The following is an 18,468-nucleotide window of genomic DNA, read 5'->3' on the forward strand; positions in this document are numbered from 1 at the left end:
GGATTCGTCAGTGGTGGCCGGCGACAACGGAGTCGCTCAGCGGGATGAAACAACAGGCAAGGGAAAAGCCGGTACCCGCAGCACGCGCAACACGGCGGCGCGCCGCAGATCCTTCTCGCGACCGAAACTTTCGAGCAGGCGGATCTGGTCGTCGATGCACGGTACCGGCACGGCGAGGCCGTTCACGCCGGCGAGCACCAGCTTGCCCGGCGCCACGGGCTGCCAGCGACCGTCGAGGTGGAGTTCAAGCCCGCCCATCACCTCGACCGGCGCGCCGGGAAAACGGAAGCGGGCGAAATGCGAGCGGAAGCGGTCGCCATCCGGTGGCGCGAATGCGGGTTCGCGCTGCTGCGCCCACACCTGCATCAGCGTGTCCGCATCGGCGCGCGAGGTCAGCACGTCCACGTCGGCCACGCTGACCTCGGCACCAAGCACCAACGCCGCGGCGCTGCCGATCAGGCACCACGGATCGACGCAGTGCACGTGCAGATCGGGCACCACGTCGGCCAGGGTGGCATACAGCGCGGGCGAGAGATGGCTCATGCGCGGCGGCGTTCCCAGGCTTCGCGACTCTGCCCCCAGATCTCCACCGGCAGATCCTGGAACGGTTCGGGCAGGCGGCCGGGACCGATCAGGCTTGAGCCGAGTCGGCGCGCGACGCTTTGCGATGCAAGGTTGTCCGGCGCAATGGTGTGGATCACCTCGGTCCAGCCCAACTGGGCAAAGGCCCAGTCGATCGCCGCCACCGAACCTTCCGTCGCATAACCCCTGCCCCAGGCATCGCGCAACAAGCCCCAGCCCACTTCGGTGCCGGGCCAGCCTTCCGGACACCACGGCCCGAGCCGTCCGATCCATCGGCCGCTGCTTTTCTCGATCACCGAAAACATGCCGAAGCCCTGCATCGCCCAGGCCCCCGCCATGGACAGGAAGCCGCGCCACGCCACTGCCCGTGACTGCGGGCCACCGATGTGGCGCGCGTTCTCCGCGTCGGCCATCAGCGTCGCCCAGCCCTCGAAATCCTCCGGCCGGGTCGGGCGGAGGATGAGGCGATCGGTTTCAATGCGGATGTCTTGCCAACCCATACAACACTCCGGCCTAAGCGGCGATGCCTGGCGCCGTCACTCCGGCGAACGCCGGAGAAGCTTCACCACAGCGAAGCTGGTCATCCAGTGTTTCCGGCATGGGGAAAGGCACTGGCTCCCGGCTTTCGCCGGGATGACGAGCCGGGAAGGCGCCTGGCGCCCATGCCTCAGAACGCGTTGATCCCCGTCAGCTCGCGGCCGACCACCAGCTCGTGCACGGTCTCGGTGCCCTCGTAGGTGATTACCGATTCCAGGTTCAGCGCATGGCGGATGGCCGAGTGCTCGGTGGTGATGCCGGCACCGCCGAGGATGTCGCGGCACTGGCGCGCGATGTCGATCGCCATGCGGCAGTTGTTCCACTTGGCCAGCGACACCTGGGTCGGCTGCATCTTGCCGGCATCCTTGAGGCGACCGAGTTGCAGCGACAGCAGCTGCGCGGTGGTGATGCGCCTGGCCATGTCGGCCATCTTCAGCTGGATCGCCTGGTTGGAGGCGAGCGGCTTGCCGAACAGCATGCGCTCGGCGGTGTAGTCGAGCACTTCCTTCAGGCAGGCCTGCGCCGCACCGATCGGACCCCAGGTGATGCCGTAGCGCGCCTGGGTCAGGCAGCCGAGCGGGCCCTTCAGGCCCTTCACGTTCGGCAGCCGCGCGCTGTCCGGCACGCGCACGTTGTCGAAGAACAGCGCGCTGGTGACCGAGGCGCGCAGGCTCATCTTCTTGTGGATTTCCTGCGCCTTGAAGCCGGCCGTGTCCGTCGGCACCACGAAGCCCTGGATGCCGTCGTCGGTCTGCGCCCAGACGATCGCGATGTGCGCCAGGTTGCCGTTGGTGATCCACATCTTGGCGCCGTTGATGACCCAATCGCCGCCGTCCTTCTTCGCGTTGGTCTTCATGTTGGCCGGATCGGAGCCGCCATGCGGTTCGGTCAGGCCGAAGCAGCCGATCACTTCGCCGGCCGACATCCGCGGCAGGTACTGCTGCTTCTGCTCCTCGCTGCCGTAGGCGAAGATCGGGTACATGCACAGCGAGCTCTGAACCGAGGCGAAGCTGCGCAGGCCCGAATCGCCGCGCTCCAGCTCCTGGCAGATCAGGCCGTAGCTGACGCCGTTCATGCCGCCGCCGCCGTACTGCTCGGGGATCGTCGCGCCGAGCAGGCCCAGACCGGCGATCTCGGGGATCAGCTCCTTCGGGAAGCGGCCCTGGTCGAAGCAGTCGCCGATGATCGGCAGCACGCGCTCGTCGACGAAGCGGCCGACGGAATCCTGCACCATGCGCTCCTCGTCGCTGAGCAGCGCGCGGACATCGTACAGATCGAGCGGATTCAGACGGACAGCCATGGAAGCTCCAGAGGGGGCGCGTAAAAGCCGGTATTGTAGCGCGACCCATGCGCCCGCACAGGCCGGGCGGCCCCGACGGGTGCGTATGGAGCGCGCCTGTCCCGGCCCCTCTCTCCGCCGCACATCTGCCCCCCCGAAAATCCATGTTCAAAGGTGTCTTGCTCGGCTTCATGGCTTTTGCCGCCTTCGCCGCCAGCGACGCGTTCGTGAAGTCGCTGCGCGGCTCGCTGCCGGCCTACGAGGCCGTGTTTTTCGGCGCCGCGCTGGGGCTGACGGCCCTGCCCTTCATCAAGGGAAGCGACGACCGCTGGCGCGACGTGGTGCGGGCGCAGCGCCCCGGCCTGTGGCTGGTACGTGCGCTCGCCAGCGCGATGGGCAGCATCGCGGCGGTGATGGCGTTCACCGCGCTGCCGATGGCCGAGGCGTTCGCGCTGATCTTCCTGCTGCCGATCTTCGTCACCATCCTGTCGGTGCTGGTGCTGAAGGAAGCCGTGGGCTGGCGCCGCTGGTCGGCGGTGGTGGCCGGTTTCGTCGGCGTGCTGGTGGTGCTGCGGCCGGGCTTCCGCGTGCTGGGCATCGGGCATCTGGCGGCGATCGTGTGCGGGCTTTCCGGCGCCGTCTCGATGATCGCGCTGCGCATGGCCGGGCCGCACGAGAAACGCGTCACCTTGTACGGCGCCGGCATGGTCGGCTCGATGCTGGTGGCCGGCCTGCTGATGCTGGCCAACTTCCGCTGGCCGGACCTGGCCCAGTGGGGGCTGCTGCTCGGCTACGGCCTGCTCGCCGCGCTGGCCTCGGTGTTGCTGATGCTGGCCACCCAGAAGGCGCCGGCCAACCACGTCGCGCCGACCCAGTACAGCCAGATGCTGTGGGCGGTGCTGCTCGGCTACGTGCTGTTCCACGATCGGCTGGACTGGCCGATGGCGATCGGTATCGCGATCATCCTCGGCGCCGGCCTGTTCACCTTCGTGCGCGAGGAACAGGTGACGCGCTGGTGGAAGCGCATGCGGATGATCTGATTCCCCCGACTGTGCAACGCCTTGGGAACGACAGTCATCTGTCGCAGTACGGGAAACCGTTACGGCTGAATCAGACAGCGACGGGCGAGTGCTGTCGACGTTGCAGCGCGGATGATACGTGATTGCGTCGCCCGGGTTGCGTCGAAGCTCGCGACTGATTGTCGTCGCTGCACGTTTCAACTCCGTGCCGATCTCCCGGGCTGAAAAGCCGCCCCTATGCAGGTGCTGAATCTGATAGCGTTCGCCTTGGCTCAGGTGTGTGTAGCTCATGTGCAGTTCCACCTGGCGGTGAAGCGGCGCACGCTACCGCACCTGCGCCGCTCTACCGCTTGGGGTGATGCACTTCAGAACTGAATTTGCCTGCAACCCTCATCAACCCTGCGCAAACATAAATAAGATCAAACCAATCGAAATTGCGATATGCCAATAATCGAACGGTCGAAGCCGTCCCTTCCCCAAAAACCTGTAGCCGCCGCCCGTAGGGATGACTCGATAGCGCGAGATCGGAAAAATGGGAATGGCGAAGAACACAAAGTAATAGGTCGCCATGTGCGACCCATCAGGCTTAGGATCTGTACTTCCATAAAGCGTGGTGCCGATACCATTAATCGTATGTAGCGAAGGAGCCTTCCGGATCGGCTCAAGGTCTCCGAGGCTATCGTAGTTCCCCCGGACGATAGTCAGGTTTTCGGTCAACTTCTGTCGAAGCCCTGCGTCTGAAGCGAGCTCCAATGCTTTTTGCAGGAGCGACATGCAAGGTGCCCACTTGGAGGTCTGATTTCCGAAGGCAATGGCGCATTGCATGATGCCCGCCGCGAGAATGTTCTGCGCTTCATGATAAGTCGCAGAATTGGCCTTGAGCGGCGCGGTCCTCAAGAGCGACAGACCTTCACTGAGCAACCGCTCCCCATCATTATTTGCCGTGCTCGGACTACGCTCGATAGCCTTCAAAACCTCTTCAACAAGTCTTCTGATCGGATCAATTGCGGACACTTCATTCCTGCGCTGCTGAATATCGGAAAGTGCGTCCGCATCTTCATCAACCCGATCTGCAACTTCAGGGACTTCTGAAAACAGTTCCTGAATCAACCCGGTCAGCCGCTGCGACTGTGCGAGCATGTCGTGCTCGTTGAACAGGTCGATGGCGAGGCTACGGATTTCATAGGCCAAGGTGCGACTTGCCTCGTGGTCGATACCTCGCGCTTTCGAACTCAGTTGGATGGGCTGCGCGATCTTGTCCCAGTTGCGGGCAACCGCGTTGAGCTTATCCACGTAGGACTTGACGGCGGCTTCGCCGGAACCCGCTGATTCTCGTGCTGCCTTGATGAGCTTGTGAACGTTTTCTGCTTCCTTTTGCAGGATGCTTTGGGTTTCCACCTCGTAGCTGTCGACGAGGTCATCGATCAGCCCCGGTGCATGATTTTCACCGCCGGAGGTGGCACCACCCACGGCTTCTGTCATCACTTGGATGAGCGTCATTGGCGGAAGTCTGTCGAGGGCGTCTTTGATGGCGATGCGGTAGTACCGCTTACGCTCGTTCAACTCGGCTTCGATCTGGTCGAGCGTACGCACTTCCGGAAAGCCGGAGACGGCGCGGTCCTCATTGATGTCGCGCAGGACATCCTCGGGGCTCAGCTCCTCGGCAAGATAGGCGGTCTCCATGATGAACTCAGCCAAGTCGTCTGCATCGTGCGCGCCATCGATAGACTCAAATGCGGCGGCCAGCAGGTTCAGGTGTGCCAACGTAGGCAGCCCAGACTCTTCCCGAATCGCCATCGGGTTGTGAACCAGGCTGTCAAAAAGTTGAGATGCCTTGCGAGGCGAGACGCCGGGCAACCACGCCATTTCCACGCTCAGCCGATTGCGCGGGTTCGTTAGGTCGGAGCGCGCCTTCTGGCAGATTTCCTGATCTAGATCCAAAGACTTTTCTTCCGCCAGCTCGACGATGCGTTTGCGGTTATCGCGGGTTGTCACGCCCAAGATGACGAACGGGGACTGATGGAGAACCGTCTTGGTGAGTCGACGCTCCGACCTTATGGGCGGTGGCGGCGGGGCCGCCCGTTGTGGGGCTGCCGAAGGCACAGATGGAGGCTGGCGGGTTACTGCTGGGGCGGATGGTGCTGGAGCGAGAGCTGCTGGTTGCGCCTCGAGCATCGCAAGAAGCTGGGGGTCCTTCAGCGCATCGAGCGCCTTCACGAGTGCTTCGCGCGGCACGGACAAATTCTCGCCGTTACGGAGCTCAGAACTGTATTGAGCGCGCTGCTCTTTGGAAGACAGATAATCGGAGAGAACCAGCGAAATGGCGCATTCGCTGTTAGTACGCGGCGCAACATTACAGTCCCGGCAAGCATCCAGTGCGCTTAATTTTACGGAACCACATCTGAAGCAGATTGCCATCGGATTTACCCACCTCGCGCTGCTGGATCAATCCCGCACGCATGAAGATCGTCGCTACTCATAGTTGGCTTATAGACGCAAGTTGCCTTGCCTTTTGCACGGTTTTGTTCAACCTGCGTCCCGCGAGGCGAAATGGGATCGGACTTTGAAATAGGCTTTCCTTCGGCCGTAGACGGAATCTCGGTAAGCCAACCTGTCTCTATAGCGGCGCGCCTGTAAGCTGCATTGATCAGCTCCTTATTGCTCAAGGAGCCGCCAGTCTCCAAATTAATTGCATCGAGAGCGTCTTGCATTCTTTGCATACGGTGAGAATCCGCGAGGAAATCTGAGTGGAATTTCGCCCAGTTAGAAATCGCAGACTTCCACTCAGACTGAGCCGCTACCTTGGCGGGAGCTTCATTTTGTTGCTGAGTGGAGGTGCTGACTTGCTGAGGTGCCGTAGCGATGACATGTGATCCCGTTGGCTCGACCGCCTCCGATGAGGCTGCCTTAGAACCAGAGACACCAACTGCCAGCCTGTTTTGCCCTTCCGCATAAATTTCACTTCGCCAAGGCGCAATGTCACTCCGCGCGCTTTCCAATGCGCCGCGCCGATAGCGGAAGCTTCCGCAACGGCTGTTGTAGTCGGTGACCATCGCGTTGAAACGATTCACTTCTTGGTCGCTGTAGTTGTTGAGCGCGGACTTCGTGCCGTCCATGCGGATGTCTTCGGCCAGACAATACCGAATCTGCTCCATTGAGAACACGAGGTCTTGTCCGACGGGCGGCCTGGACTCGGTGGGACGCGATGGTGCTTGTGGTTGCGGCAGCGATGGCGCTGGCGCTGGCGGCGAATAGCTCGACGCGGAGGTCCCCACGGGCGGGGAATAGGCCGGAGCAGAGGAAGTGGTCGTGGTCGTGTTGGACTGGCCGATCAGCCAGAGCACGCCGATGACAACGGCGATGCCCAACACCCATTTGCCACCAGACGAGCCTCCAGGAGGAGGCTGAGCAGGTTCCTGATACGTTGGACGCTGTTGGCTTGCTGGCGGCTGCGGTCGGACTGCCTGCGAGGCGGCATGTCCGGCGCTCGGCGCAGCGGCGGCAGGCTCCTTCTTGGGGGCAGGCGGCGGCGACGTATCCACATCGGACACAAGCGAAGACAGGCCTGCAAAGCCCTTGCTCTCGTCTTTCTTGTTCTTGTCTTCCCCCTCGACCACGACTGCCTCTCCCTAAACAAATCCGATACGTCGCTTGGTTTCACCGCCTTCACGCTCCCGCGCCGGTGACGAGCGCAGAGCGGACAACAGACTGGTTTGATCCAAGCGATCCTTGCCGGAGCGCGCCGCCAGCCTCGCACCTTCGCGCACCACGAAAGAGACGTCGGACAAGGGCCTGCCAGCCAGTTCTTTCGCCAGCGGCTTGGCGTCCACATCCGACTCTTTTGGCAAGGAGGCGAGCAACTTGTCCAGCAGTGCCAGCACTTCGACCTCGCTGGCGAAGTCCACCTTGATGACGTGATCGAAACGTCCTCGACGCTGGATGGCCGGGTCAATCATCTCGATGCGGTTCGTCATGGCGATGATCAGCACGTCGTTCTTCACTGCCTCCGGAATGCGGCGCAGAAACTCGGCCACTTCTTCCACGCGGTGATGGCCCGAGCCCATTTCGCGGTCGGCGAGGAACGCCTCCATCTCGTCGATCACGAGCACAGACGGTGCGTTTTCCATCGCCTTATCGAACACCTGCGCGACCTTCTTGCCGGTCTCGTGGATGTAGGGGCTGGCCACGCTGGAGGCGTCGATCTGGAAGATCGGCCAGCCGAGGAAGTCCACCAGTCTGTCGACAGCAAAGGTCTTGCCGCAGCCCGGAGGGCCATGCAGGATCACCGCAGAGGGGAACTCGATGCCAAGTGCCTTGTAGCGCTCGCGGTGCAGGATGATGTCAACGATGTGCTCGTTGAAGAAGGCGGCCAACTCTGGTCGCCCCGCCAGTTCGAACACCTTGTTCGGTTCTGGGGCGGTGCGTTTGGCTTCGATCTTCTCTTCAGCGGGAACAGCCTCGGTCTTCTCGGTCGGCGTGTCCGGCTGGCGTTCGAGCGGGATGATTTCGGCGACCTCGAAGCCCGCTGCCTGCACTACATCCTTCAAGTGGCTCGCGCCCAGCCAGCTCATCGACTGACGCAGGCGGCGGAACGAGCTGGCTGGAATGTTGGTGCCACCCGTCAACCAGTAGCCGAGCACGACATCGTCGCCGGTTCTAGAGCTGATGCTGTAGGTCGGCAGCAAGCGCGTGATCTTCTCGACATACAAGGCATCTTGCAGTGCCGACTCTGGGTCGATGTCGCGCGTGGCCTTCAACGCCAGCGCGAAGGCCAATGCCTCGGACTTGTTGTCCGGAGACTTGCCTTCGCTGACCGGGCAAAGCGTCTGGCTCGGCGCGCTGGAAATCGTTCGAAGTTGACGGGTACCGAACCGGAAGGCATCCAGCGTTCCTTCGTCGATCAGTCCTGCCCCGCCCCAGTGTTGCGCCAACGTGCCCTGTGCGATCAGGGCACGGCCGCCGCCCATCGTCTCGTAAATCTGCCAGTCCGAACCTTCGAATAGCACGGCGCGTACTTTCGCACCGTCTGGCAGCTTGAATCCGATGGGAAGCCATGCGTCGAGGGCCATGAGATCAACTCCGAACGATATTGGCACCGGCCATCATGTCGTCGTCACCCGCAGAGCCGACTTGAATCGAGAAGAGCTGGCCAACCACTGCCCGCAATTTGTCGATGTCGTTGGCCTTGATGGCTTCGGTTCCGAGCGCCGCAAGCTGCGCATGCTCTCTGGTGTCAGAGAAAAGGTAGCTTGCTTGTGCCAGGCGCTTGAAGTGGTCGATCACGAACCAGTCTTGACGCCACAAGATCATGAAGTTGCGGCTGCGCAGATCGTCCAAGTGCGACTCGAAGTCACTGCTGTTGTTTTCAAGTGCGCGCTGTGCGGTCTTCACCAGATTGTCGAAGGACGTGGCCTCGGTGGGGCGAGCGTGCTCGCGCACAACCTTCTCGAAGAAATCGACCGCCCTGTCCAGCTCAAGCTGACGGATGTCTTTCAGGTGCTCCTTGCGCGTCAGCGCCAGCAGGCGCTTCGCCTCCTGCACGTTGTCCATTGCTTGCTTTGCCGTTTCCGGATCGGCCTCACCCGACTCAATCGTGCTGGCCTGCTCCAATTTCTCGCGAGCCTGCTCCAGACGCGGGTCGTCCACTTTGGATGCCATCTCTTCGAGACGTTCCAAGGTGTGCTCCGACTGTTCCTGAATATTCTTGGCCTGACTGGAGTAGTCGAGCTTGCCTTCCTGACTGGAGTAGAAGTTGCGACCACTCTGGAACGAGCCGCTGATGGAAGGAACCGAAACCTCCAGAACGATGTTGCCGGAATCGAGCACTTCGAACTCGCAGACCATCTCCGCGCCCGCGGCGATGACACCGTCGTCGAAATCCGCGCCCTTGATCTCGAACATGCCGATGAAGCGATTGTCGTTGATGGGATCGGAAATTTCGCCTTCCCACAGCTTGAACTTGATCGATCCGGCGCTTCCGGCCTTGAGGGATTCGCCTGCCTTGAAGGACTTCTTGCCTTTCTTGGGCAATTGATCGCCCTCACGCACGAGGTAGTCCAATACCGAGCGGCCGCCCACCTTGTCGCGTGCTTCCACGCCAATGGAGTGGGACGCAGGGATAGCGTCAATGCTGGCGGCGGTGCGGGCAATGACGATCTTGTCTTCGCCCAGCGCAATCGGAGCCCCGTTCGAATCAAACACGAACACCTTGAAAATATTGTCGCCGGGCTTGGACAGACTGAGTTCGACACTTGCGCCTTCCCTTAGCGCGACGCGGCCCGACGACCAGCCGGTATCAAGGCTATCGATCTGAAATTCGATGCCCGCAGGCGCATGCGACAGCTTGGCGACGATCTTGGCTTTGTGCTCCGGCGTGCGTGCGATGTAATTGAACGAAAGATCGAGCGCGCCACCGGCGCTGAGTGCGCCACGGGAACTCTTGCGCCCACGACTTTGCGAAGCCCAATCGATGGACTCAGCAAACACTGCCGCTCCTTCGGCAACGGCAGTCATCGGGTTCACGTCGGTGGATGGTGCGATGCCCAGCTCGAAAGCGACCTTGTCGCGCAAGTTTTTGTACTGTGCCGGCCCGCCCACAAAGACGACCCGCTCAACATCGTGAGAACTCAGACCTGCCTTCTCGATGCTCTCTCGGGTCGCCTGAATGGACTCATCCACCTTGGACGCAATCAAACCGTCGTACAGACTCCGGCTGATCGGAATATCGAGGTAGATTTCTTCACCAGCCTGGTCGCGTACACCCAACTCATTCTCGGCAAGGCTGATCACAGACTCGTCGCTTTGCGACAGCGCGATTTTGGCTTTTTCAGCAGCCCAGGTTGCAATGGTGCGCAGCGATTTGTACTGCGGATTGGACGCCAGGTCTTCTGGCAAATCAAAGTTGTCGAGCAGCCACGGCTTGACGACGTTGTCGAACAGAATGCGGTCGAAATCCCGCCCACCACACATGGCAATGCCGCCATGAGCAAGCAGGCTCACGCGTCCTGCGATACTTTCCGCAATAGCGACATCCAGCGTGCCACCACCAATGTCGTACACAACAAAGATGCCGTCGTTCTTGCGCTGGCGCATGACGCTCATCACGGCAGCGACTGGCTCTTGCATCAACGCGACACGTCCGAGCCCAGCCGCATCAGCGGCAGCCATCGTGGCGTCCTTCTGCATTTGGTTGAACGCGGCCGGAACCGTGATGACAGTGCCCGTGTCGCCATCGCCGCGAATCTCCTCCGGCAGATAGCCAAAGAGCGAGCGCAACACCTCGGCGGAACATTCTTCCGGCGTCATCGTGAGATTGACCGCTGGTAGCTTCACGGGGGTACTTGTGCCCATGAGTCGCTTGAACAGCACTGCCGCGTTATCGGGATTCTTTGCGGCGTTGTTGTAGGCGCGCAAACCGACATACTTATTGCCGCGCCGGTCGATGAAGATGGCAGAAGGCGTTACATCGTGCTGCTCGGGACTCTTGTAAAGGTGAATCTTGTCCCCATCGAACGAGCAGATGGCACTGTTTGTCGTGCCGAGGTCGATACCGACGTATTTCATGCTTCCACCTTCCTGAGCATTACCGTGCCTTGTTTGCGCAGACCATTCGGCCCCATGATGATCGGCTCCAGCATCTGATCGACGAGCAGCACATCGTCCGGGCCGAAATCCCCCAAGTTCAAGGCAGAAGCCGCCATCCCTGCGTCGTAGGGTTGCCCCTCGACATTGACCAGCTTCAGACCGTTTGAGTCCAGGCTTTCCTCGACCTTCTTCTGGAAGTAGCGGGTCTGGTTGATGTAGCGACCTGACTCACCCGCGTCGAGCTTGCCGACCACCTTGCTGAATAGGCGTGAAAAGCGCCAACTCTCGACAGCGATGTCGATCAGCGATTGTTCGATCTGTTCGTTATCCCCTGGCGCCATCATGGCCTCCTTTCCAGCAAGTGTAGGTATCGACCAAGCAACGCATAGCCAAGCCGATCCCTTCAAGGGGTGTCAACACTCACGAATGCCCAGTGCCACTTTGCACTGATCGTGTCTCACGGAATGCGATGACACGGATGGTCAGAGGACCACGATTCCCCCTGTTGGAATCGGCTCAAAGCTACACCGAAAAAATCGGTGTGAACAGAGGCTCCGAGCTGGGCAATCTAGCGGTTGCTGACCCCATGCGGCACGTGCCCGGTCGCCACGTGCTTGCGCGCGGACTCCACGTTCGCCGGCGAGTCGTCGAAGAAAATGTCGGCGCCGAAGGCGTCGAGGAACGGGCCCTTGTCGCGGCCGCCGAGGAACAGCGCCTCGTCGATGCGCACGCCCCAGCGGCGCAGGGTGAGGATCACGCGTTTGTGCGCGGGCGCGGAACGGGCGGTGACCAGGGCGGTGCGGATCGGCGAGTCCTCGGCCGGAAACGCGGTCTGCAGGTGATGCAGCGCGGTGAGGAAGCCGCGGAACGGGCCCACCGACAACGGTTCGGCGGCGTGTTCGGTTTCGCTGCGATGGAAGGCTTCCAGGCCTTCCTCGCGCGATACCCGTTCGCCCTCATCACCGAAGATCACGGCGTCGCCGTCGAACGCGATGCGCAGTTGCTCGCTCATGCGCGGCGGCGCGGTGCTGGGCAGGATCGTCGCCGCGGCCACGCCGGCGGCCAGCGCGCGGCCGACGTCCTCGGCGTTGGCCGAGAGGAACAGGTCGGCCTTGAACGGCGCGATGTAGTCGGAGGTGGGCGCGCCGCTGGTGAACGCGGCGCGGCTGATTTCCAGGCCGTAGTGCTGGATCGCGTTGAAGATGCGCAGGCCGGTGTCGCCCGAGTTGCGCGACAGCAGGATCACCTCGACCGGCGGCACGTCGCCGGCCAGCTTGTTGAGGCCCAGCAGCTTCTGCACCAGCGGGAACGCCACGCCGGGCTGAAGGATGTCGTTTTCGTGATCGATCTGGAACGAGCGGTAAGCGTCGAGCCCGTCGCGTTCGAACAGCGCGTGGCTGTCGCCGAGGTCGAACAGCGCGCGCGAGGAGATGGCGACGACCAGGCGGTTGTCGGTGGTGGATACGGGATCGTGGACGGTTGGCTGGCTCATGCCGCGAATCTACCGCAAAGGGCGAGGAGTGAGTGCAGAGGAGTAAGGAGTGAGAGCGAGCAACAGCGGAGTCGGCCTTCTCTCACTTCTCACTCCTCTCCACTCACTTCTCATTCCGCGGCGAACTGCTCGTCCAGGATGCGCTGCTCCAGGTTGTGCTCCGGGTCGAACAGCAGGCGCACGCCGCGTCCTTCGGCCTGGCGCACGACCACCTCGCGCACGTCGCGCACTTCATGGAAATCGGCGGTGGCGCTGACCGGACGTTTGCCCGGATCGAGAATGCGCAGCGTGACCTGGGTGCGGTGCGGCAGGATCGCGCCACGCCAGCGGCGCGGGCGGAACGGGCTGATCGGGGTGAGCGCGAGCACGTTCGCGTCCAGCGGCAGGATCGGCCCGTGCGCGGACAGGTTGTAGGCGGTGGAGCCCGCCGGCGTGGCGACCATGATGCCGTCGCAGACCAGGTTGGGCAGCTTCACCGTCTCGTTGAGTTTCACTTCCAGGTGCGCGGCCTGATTGCTCTGGCGCAACAACGACACCTCGTTGAACGCCTGCGCCTGATGGCTGGCGCCGTCCGCATCGGTGACCAGCATCTCCAGCGGATGCAGCTCCGCCGCGTGCGCGCGCGCCACCCGCTCGGGCAGGCCATCGAGCTTGTGCTTGTTCATCAGGAAGCCGACCCGCCCCAGCTTCATGCCATACACCGGCACGTCCAGCGCGTGGTGCAGGTGCAAGGTGCGCAGCATGAAACCATCGCCACCCAGCGCCACGATCAGCTCCGCCTCGACCGCCGGCACGTCACCGTACCGCTCCACCAGCTTGCGCCTCGCCTGCTGGGCGACACTGGTGTCACTGGCGACGAAGGCGATGCGCATGGGAGGCCGGGAATAGGGAATAGGGAATCGGAAGAGCCGGCAAGCCGACCGTTCCGATCATCCCTGCAACGCGCGCATCAGATCAAGCCTGCTCGCCGCCGCCTTTGCCATTCCCTATTCCCTATTCCCTATTCCCTATTCCCTATTCCCTATTCCCTACTCCCGATACCCTGCCCTCAACCCACCGGCACCTGTGCCAGCTGGGCCAGGCGACGGACGGCGACCGAGGCGATCGGGTAGTCCGCGTTCTGGGTGAGGATTTCCGCCAGCATGTTGCGGGTGTGCTGCAAGGTGGCGTCGTCGCGTTGCAGCCAGGCCTGCACCGGCGAGAGGTCGCCAGTGGCGCCGGCCATGCCGAGCACCTGCAGCGCCAACGCACGATGCTGGTGGCTCAGTTCGTCGAGCAGCGAGCCGCGTGCCTGCGCATGCCAGTGACCTTCCACCGGCAAGGCCTCGATCTGGCCGCGCAGCCACTCGAGATCCAGCACTTCGCCCAGTTCGAAGAACACCCGCGCCACCTTTTCCATCGGCTGCCCGCTCTGCTGCACGACTTCGACCATGTCCAGCGCGGCGCGCAGGTCCGGCATGCGGGCCAGTCGCTGGCCGAGCTCGGCCGGCATGCCCAGGCCTTCCCATTTCTCCTGGGTGCAGGCGAAGTCGCCCTTGCCGGTGGGCGTGAGCACCTCGGGCAGTACCTGGCGCAGGGCGGAAACGCCCGTCTGATAGCGCGCCACGTTTTCGGCAATGTCGAGCGAGCCGCCGGGGCGGTTGAGCAGCCAGCGCGTCATGTGGCGCAGCAGCGACCAGATCTGCTTGACCGCGTCGACCTGGGTGTCCTCGGCCACCTTGCTGTCCAGCGCCTCGATCTGCGCCCACAACTGGCGCGCGTCGAGGATCTCGCGCGCCGCGGTGTACGCCTTGGCGATCGCCTCGGGGCCTTTGCCGGTGTCCTCCTGCATGCGCATCATGAACGTCGCGCCCATGCGGTTGAGCGTGGAGTTGGTCACCGCGGTGGCGATGATCTCGCGCTTCAGGCGATGGCGCTGCATGTGCTCGGCGTACTTCTCGTGCAGCGGCGCGGGGAAGTAGCGCACCAGCTCCTTGGACAGGTACGGGTCTTCCGGCACGTCGGAGTCCAGCAGTTGCTGGAACAGCCGCATCTTGTCGTAGGACAGCAGCACGGCAAGCTCCGGCCGGGTCAGGCCCAGGCCGCGGCTCTTGCGCTCGGCCAGTTCGGCCTCGGACGGCAGGTTCTCCACCTGGCGGTCCAGCGTGCCCTCGTTTTCCAGCGTCTTGATGAAGTGCGCCATCGAACCGATGCGGCCGATCGACTGGTGCTCCATCAACGTGATCGCCTGGTTCTGCCGGTAGTTGTCCCACAGCACCAGCTCGGCCACTTCGTCGGTCATCGACGCCAGTTGCTCGTTGCGGGCATCGAAACTCAGCTCGCCGCGCTGCACGGCGTCGTTGAGCAGGATCTTGATGTTGACCTCGTGGTCGGAGGTGTCCACGCCGGCGGAGTTGTCGATGAAGTCGGTGTTGAGCAGCACGCCCTTCTGCGCCGCCTCGATGCGGCCTTTCTGGGTCATGCCCAGGTTGCCGCCCTCGCCGATGATCTTCGCGCGCACCTCGGCGCCATCGATGCGCAGGCCGTTGTTGGCACGGTCGCGCACGTCGGCGTGGGTTTCGCTGCTGGCCTTGATGTAGGTACCGATGCCGCCGTTCCAAAGCAGGTCGACCGGCGCCTTGAGCACCGCGCTGAGCAGATCGTTCGGCGCCAGGTGTTCCACGTCGGGCTTCAGGCCCAGCGCGACGCGCACCTCGGGCGAGATCGGGATCGACTTGGCGCTGCGCGGGTAGACGCCGCCGCCGGCGGAGATCAGCGACTTGTCGTAGTCGTCCCAGCTCGAGCGCGGCACGTCGAACATGCGCTTGCGCTCGACGAACGAACGGGCCGCGTCGGGGTTCGGGTCGAGGAACACGTGGCGATGGTCGAACGCGGCCAGCAGCCGGATGTGCTCGGACAGCAGCATGCCGTTGCCGAACACGTCGCCGGACATGTCGCCGATGCCGACGCAGGTGAAATCCTCGTTCTGGCAATCGCGGCCGAGTGCGCGGAAGTGGCGCTTGACCGACTCCCACGCACCGCGCGCGGTGATGCCCATGCCCTTGTGGTCATAGCCGTGCGACCCGCCGGAGGCGAACGCGTCGCCCAGCCAGTAGTTGTGCTCGATCGAGATGGCGTTGGCGATGTCGGAGAACTTCGCCGTCCCCTTGTCGGCGGCCACCACCAGGTAGGGGTCGCCCGCGTCGTGGCGCACCACGTCGTGCGGGTGCACCACCTTGCCCTCGACCAGGTTGTCGGTGATGTCGAGCAGGCCGTTGATGAAGAGCTTGTAGCAGGCGATGCCCTCGGCCAGCACCGCGTCGCGGTCGCCGTCGGGGGACTTCTTGACGAAGAAGCCGCCCTTGGAGCCGACCGGCACGATCACCGTGTTCTTGACCATCTGCGCCTTGACCAGGCCCAGCACCTCGGTGCGGAAATCCTCGCGGCGGTCGGACCAGCGCAGGCCGCCGCGGGCGACCGCGCCGAAGCGCAGGTGGATGCCTTCCACGCGCGGGGCGCACACCCAGATCTCGCGGTACGGCACCGGCTTGGGCAGCTCGGCGACCTGGTGCGAGTCGATCTTGTAGCTGATGTAGTCGCGGTACGCGCCCTCCCACTGCTGGAAGAAACTGGTGCGCAAGGTGGCACGGATCAGCCCCACGAAGCTGCGCAGGATGCGGTCCTCGTCGAGGCTGGCCACGTTCTCCAGCAGCACGCCGATGGCAGCTTCCACGACCTTGACCTGCTCGGCGCGCGGACGCGCCAGCGCGGCGCCCAGCTCGTCGATCAGGCCGGGCTGCGCGGCCTGCACGTTGGCCGGGATCAGCGTGCGCATCTCCACCGCCAGGGTGGCCCCGGCGATCTTCAGCTCGTCGGGCGAGAGCGCCTCGCGACGCGGGTCGAACTTGGCCAGGAACAGCTCCACCAGCAAGCCGGCGATCGCCGGATAGCGGTTGAGCGTCTCCTCCATGTACGCCTGCGAGAAGGTCACGCCGGTCTGCAGCAGATACTTGCTGTAGCCGCGCAGCATCGCCACCTGGCGCCAATCGAGCTTGGCGCCGAGCACCAGCCGGTTGAAGCCGTCGTTCTCCGCGGCGCCGCGCCAGACATGCTCGAACGCATCCTCGAACAGCGCGCCGACCTGCTCCACGCTGAAGGCGAGCTTGCCGGTGGGCTGCACGTCGAAATCCTGGATCGACAACGGCGTGTCGCCGGGTATCTCGTAGACATGCTCGGTGAGCACGCGCAAGCCGAGGTTCTCCAGCTGCGGCAGGACCTCGGACAGCGAGATGTCGCTGCCGTTGCGGTACACCTTGAAGCGCAGCGACTCGGGGTTCTGCGGCGGGTGGTAGAACGACATGCGGATGCCGTGCTCGCCGCTCAGCTGCGACAACTCGTGGATGTCTTCCGCGGCCACCGCCGGGCTGACGTCCTCGACGTAGCCGGCCGGCAGCGCGCGGGCGTAGCGGTTGGCCAGCACCACGCCCTCGTGTTCGCCGCGCAGGCGCACCAGCGCATCGCGCACCTCGTCGTGCCAGTTGCGCACGATCGCGGCCACGGCGTGCTCCAGTTCGGCGACGTCGCAGGCAGGCTGGTCGCCGATCTTCGGCCGCATCACGATGGTCAGCCGCGCCAGCGCCGACTCGCCCATCTCCACCGAGGAATCGCTCTGCACCGCGTGCAGCGCCATGCCCAGCGTGGCCTCGATGCGTTCGCGCACCGAAGTGTTGAAGCGGTCGCGCGGCACGAACACCATGCAGGTGAAGAACCGCCCGTAGCGGTCGCGGCGCACGAACAGCCGCGTGCGTGCGCGCTGGCGCAGTTCGAGAATGCCCATCGAGGTGTTGAACAGCTCCTCCTCGGTGCCCTGCAGCAGCTCCTCGCGCGGCAGCGTTTCCAGGATGTGGCGCAGCGACTTGCCGGAGTACGAATCGCGCTTGAGGCCCGAGCGGGCCAGCACTGCCTCGACCTTGTGCCGCACCAGCGGCACGTCCTGCGGGCGCGCCATGTAGGCGCTGGAGGTGAACAGGCCCAGGAAGCGCTGCTCGGCGACCGCGCGGCCATCAGGCCCGAACTGCAGCACGCCGATGTAGTCCATGTAGCCGGGGCGATGCACGTGCGAGCGCGCGTTGGTCTTGGTCAGGATGATCGCGTCGGTGGCGCCGGACTGCGGCAGCTCGCTGGCGGCCAGGGTGCGCAGCGAACGCGGGGCCAGCGCGCTGTCGGTCTTGCGCAGGATGCCCAGGCCCGAGGCTTCGAGCGAACGCAACACGCGGTCGCCGTCGGCATCGACCACCTCGTATTCGCGGTAGCCGAGGAAGGTGAAGTTGTCCTCCGCCAGCCAGCGCATGAAGGCAGCCGCTTCCTTCGCCGAGGCCTCGTCCAGCGGGATCTTGCGCTGCGGCAGCTCGGCGGCGATCGCCAGCGCCTGCTCGCGCATCGCGCTCCAGTCGTTGACCGCGGCGCGCACGTCTTCCAGCGCCGCCTCGACCTGCGCCTTCAGCTGTTCCTGCTCGGCGGCATCGGCGGCGCGGTCGATCTCGAAATGCATCACCGACTCGGCGTGTCCCTGCTTGCCGCCCAGCTCCTGCAGCGCGCCGGCGGCGTCGCGCGAGACGGTCAGCACCGGGTGGATCACCGCGTGGATCTGCAGGTTGGTCGACACCACCATGCTCACCGTGTCGATCAGGAACGGCATGTCGTCGGTGACCACCTGCAGCAGGCTGCGCCCGGCGTGGAGGTCCGCGGGGCTCAGCACGCGCACCGCGGCGCGACCGGCCGGGCGCTGCTGCATGAACTCCAGCAGGCTGCCGACCAGCGCCGCCCACTGCACCGGCGTGTGCAGCTGGACATCGCTGCCGGCGACCCGTGCGAAGAAGGCGGTGCAGAACACCTCGGCCTGGGTCAGGCGCTGGGGCGACATGCCGCTCTTTTTCAGCTCGGCGAGCACTACGGACGGGAGGGAGGGGTCATTTGCCGCAAGGGTCGCATTCATG

General features: G+C 63.8%; 12 protein-coding genes and 1 pseudogene. 1 reads left to right on the forward strand and 12 read right to left on the reverse strand.

Features of this window, described 5'->3' with window-relative positions; all coding sequences use genetic code 11:
* Positions 1–36: 36 nt before the first annotated feature.
* The 3 genes from ACVCMG_RS04095 to ACVCMG_RS04105 all read right to left on the reverse strand — a co-directional run bounded on the left by ACVCMG_RS04095 (position 37) and on the right by ACVCMG_RS04105 (position 2,419).
* The gene (locus tag ACVCMG_RS04095) at positions 37–543 is read right to left on the reverse strand and encodes a hypothetical protein (RefSeq protein WP_395117575.1); all 507 of its coding nucleotides are present in this window, start codon (positions 541–543) and stop codon (positions 37–39) included.
* On the reverse strand, positions 540–1,082 hold the full coding sequence (locus ACVCMG_RS04100) for a GNAT family N-acetyltransferase (RefSeq protein WP_447114935.1): 543 nt from the start codon (positions 1,080–1,082) through the stop codon (positions 540–542). The genes ACVCMG_RS04095 and ACVCMG_RS04100 overlap by 4 nt, the downstream gene beginning before the upstream one ends.
* A 167-nt stretch (positions 1,083–1,249) precedes the next feature.
* On the reverse strand, positions 1,250–2,419 hold the full coding sequence (locus tag ACVCMG_RS04105; protein ID WP_395117571.1) for an acyl-CoA dehydrogenase family protein: 1,170 nt from the start codon (positions 2,417–2,419) through the stop codon (positions 1,250–1,252).
* A gap of 143 nt (positions 2,420–2,562) precedes the next feature.
* On the opposite strand from ACVCMG_RS04105, the gene ACVCMG_RS04110 reads away from it, so the two are divergent.
* Positions 2,563–3,438, forward strand: a complete 876-nt coding sequence (locus ACVCMG_RS04110; protein WP_447114936.1) for a DMT family transporter — start codon at positions 2,563–2,565, stop codon at positions 3,436–3,438.
* A 195-nt stretch (positions 3,439–3,633) separates the two neighbouring features.
* Here ACVCMG_RS04110 and ACVCMG_RS04115 read toward each other — a convergent pair.
* From ACVCMG_RS04115 to ACVCMG_RS04155, 9 genes and pseudogenes are all read right to left on the reverse strand, one after another.
* A pseudogene (locus ACVCMG_RS04115) lies at positions 3,634–3,708 on the reverse strand (hypothetical protein); the annotation flags it as partial.
* A 102-nt stretch (positions 3,709–3,810) separates the two neighbouring features.
* A complete protein-coding gene (locus ACVCMG_RS04120) occupies positions 3,811–5,835 on the reverse strand; it encodes a hypothetical protein (RefSeq protein WP_447114937.1) in 2,025 nt (674 codons plus the stop codon).
* 5 nt (positions 5,836–5,840) lie between these two features.
* On the reverse strand, positions 5,841–7,034 hold the full coding sequence (locus tag ACVCMG_RS04125; RefSeq protein WP_447114938.1) for a hypothetical protein: 1,194 nt from the start codon (positions 7,032–7,034) through the stop codon (positions 5,841–5,843).
* 12 nt (positions 7,035–7,046) lie between these two features.
* On the reverse strand, positions 7,047–8,486 hold the full coding sequence (locus ACVCMG_RS04130; protein ID WP_447114939.1) for an ATP-binding protein: 1,440 nt from the start codon (positions 8,484–8,486) through the stop codon (positions 7,047–7,049).
* A gap of 4 nt (positions 8,487–8,490) precedes the next feature.
* Positions 8,491–10,980 (reverse strand): Hsp70 family protein, encoded by a 2,490-nt coding sequence (locus tag ACVCMG_RS04135; protein ID WP_447114940.1) that lies wholly within the window; start codon positions 10,978–10,980, stop codon positions 8,491–8,493.
* Positions 10,977–11,342, reverse strand: coding sequence for a hypothetical protein (locus ACVCMG_RS04140; protein WP_447114941.1), 366 nt, complete (start codon positions 11,340–11,342; stop codon positions 10,977–10,979). Before ACVCMG_RS04140 ends, ACVCMG_RS04135 begins: the two co-directional genes overlap by 4 nt.
* Before the next feature lie 227 nt (positions 11,343–11,569).
* A complete protein-coding gene (locus ACVCMG_RS04145) occupies positions 11,570–12,493 on the reverse strand; it encodes a 5'-nucleotidase (RefSeq protein ID WP_447105913.1) in 924 nt (307 codons plus the stop codon).
* A 110-nt stretch (positions 12,494–12,603) separates the two neighbouring features.
* Positions 12,604–13,365, reverse strand: a complete 762-nt coding sequence (locus tag ACVCMG_RS04150; RefSeq protein WP_447099217.1) for an NAD kinase — start codon at positions 13,363–13,365, stop codon at positions 12,604–12,606.
* 176 nt (positions 13,366–13,541) lie between these two features.
* Positions 13,542–18,467, reverse strand: a complete 4,926-nt coding sequence (locus ACVCMG_RS04155) for an NAD-glutamate dehydrogenase (RefSeq protein WP_447114942.1) — start codon at positions 18,465–18,467, stop codon at positions 13,542–13,544.
* Between the last annotated feature and the right edge of the window lies 1 nt (position 18,468).

The sequence above is a fragment of the Rhodanobacter sp. UC4451_H18 genome, assembly GCF_052978225.1.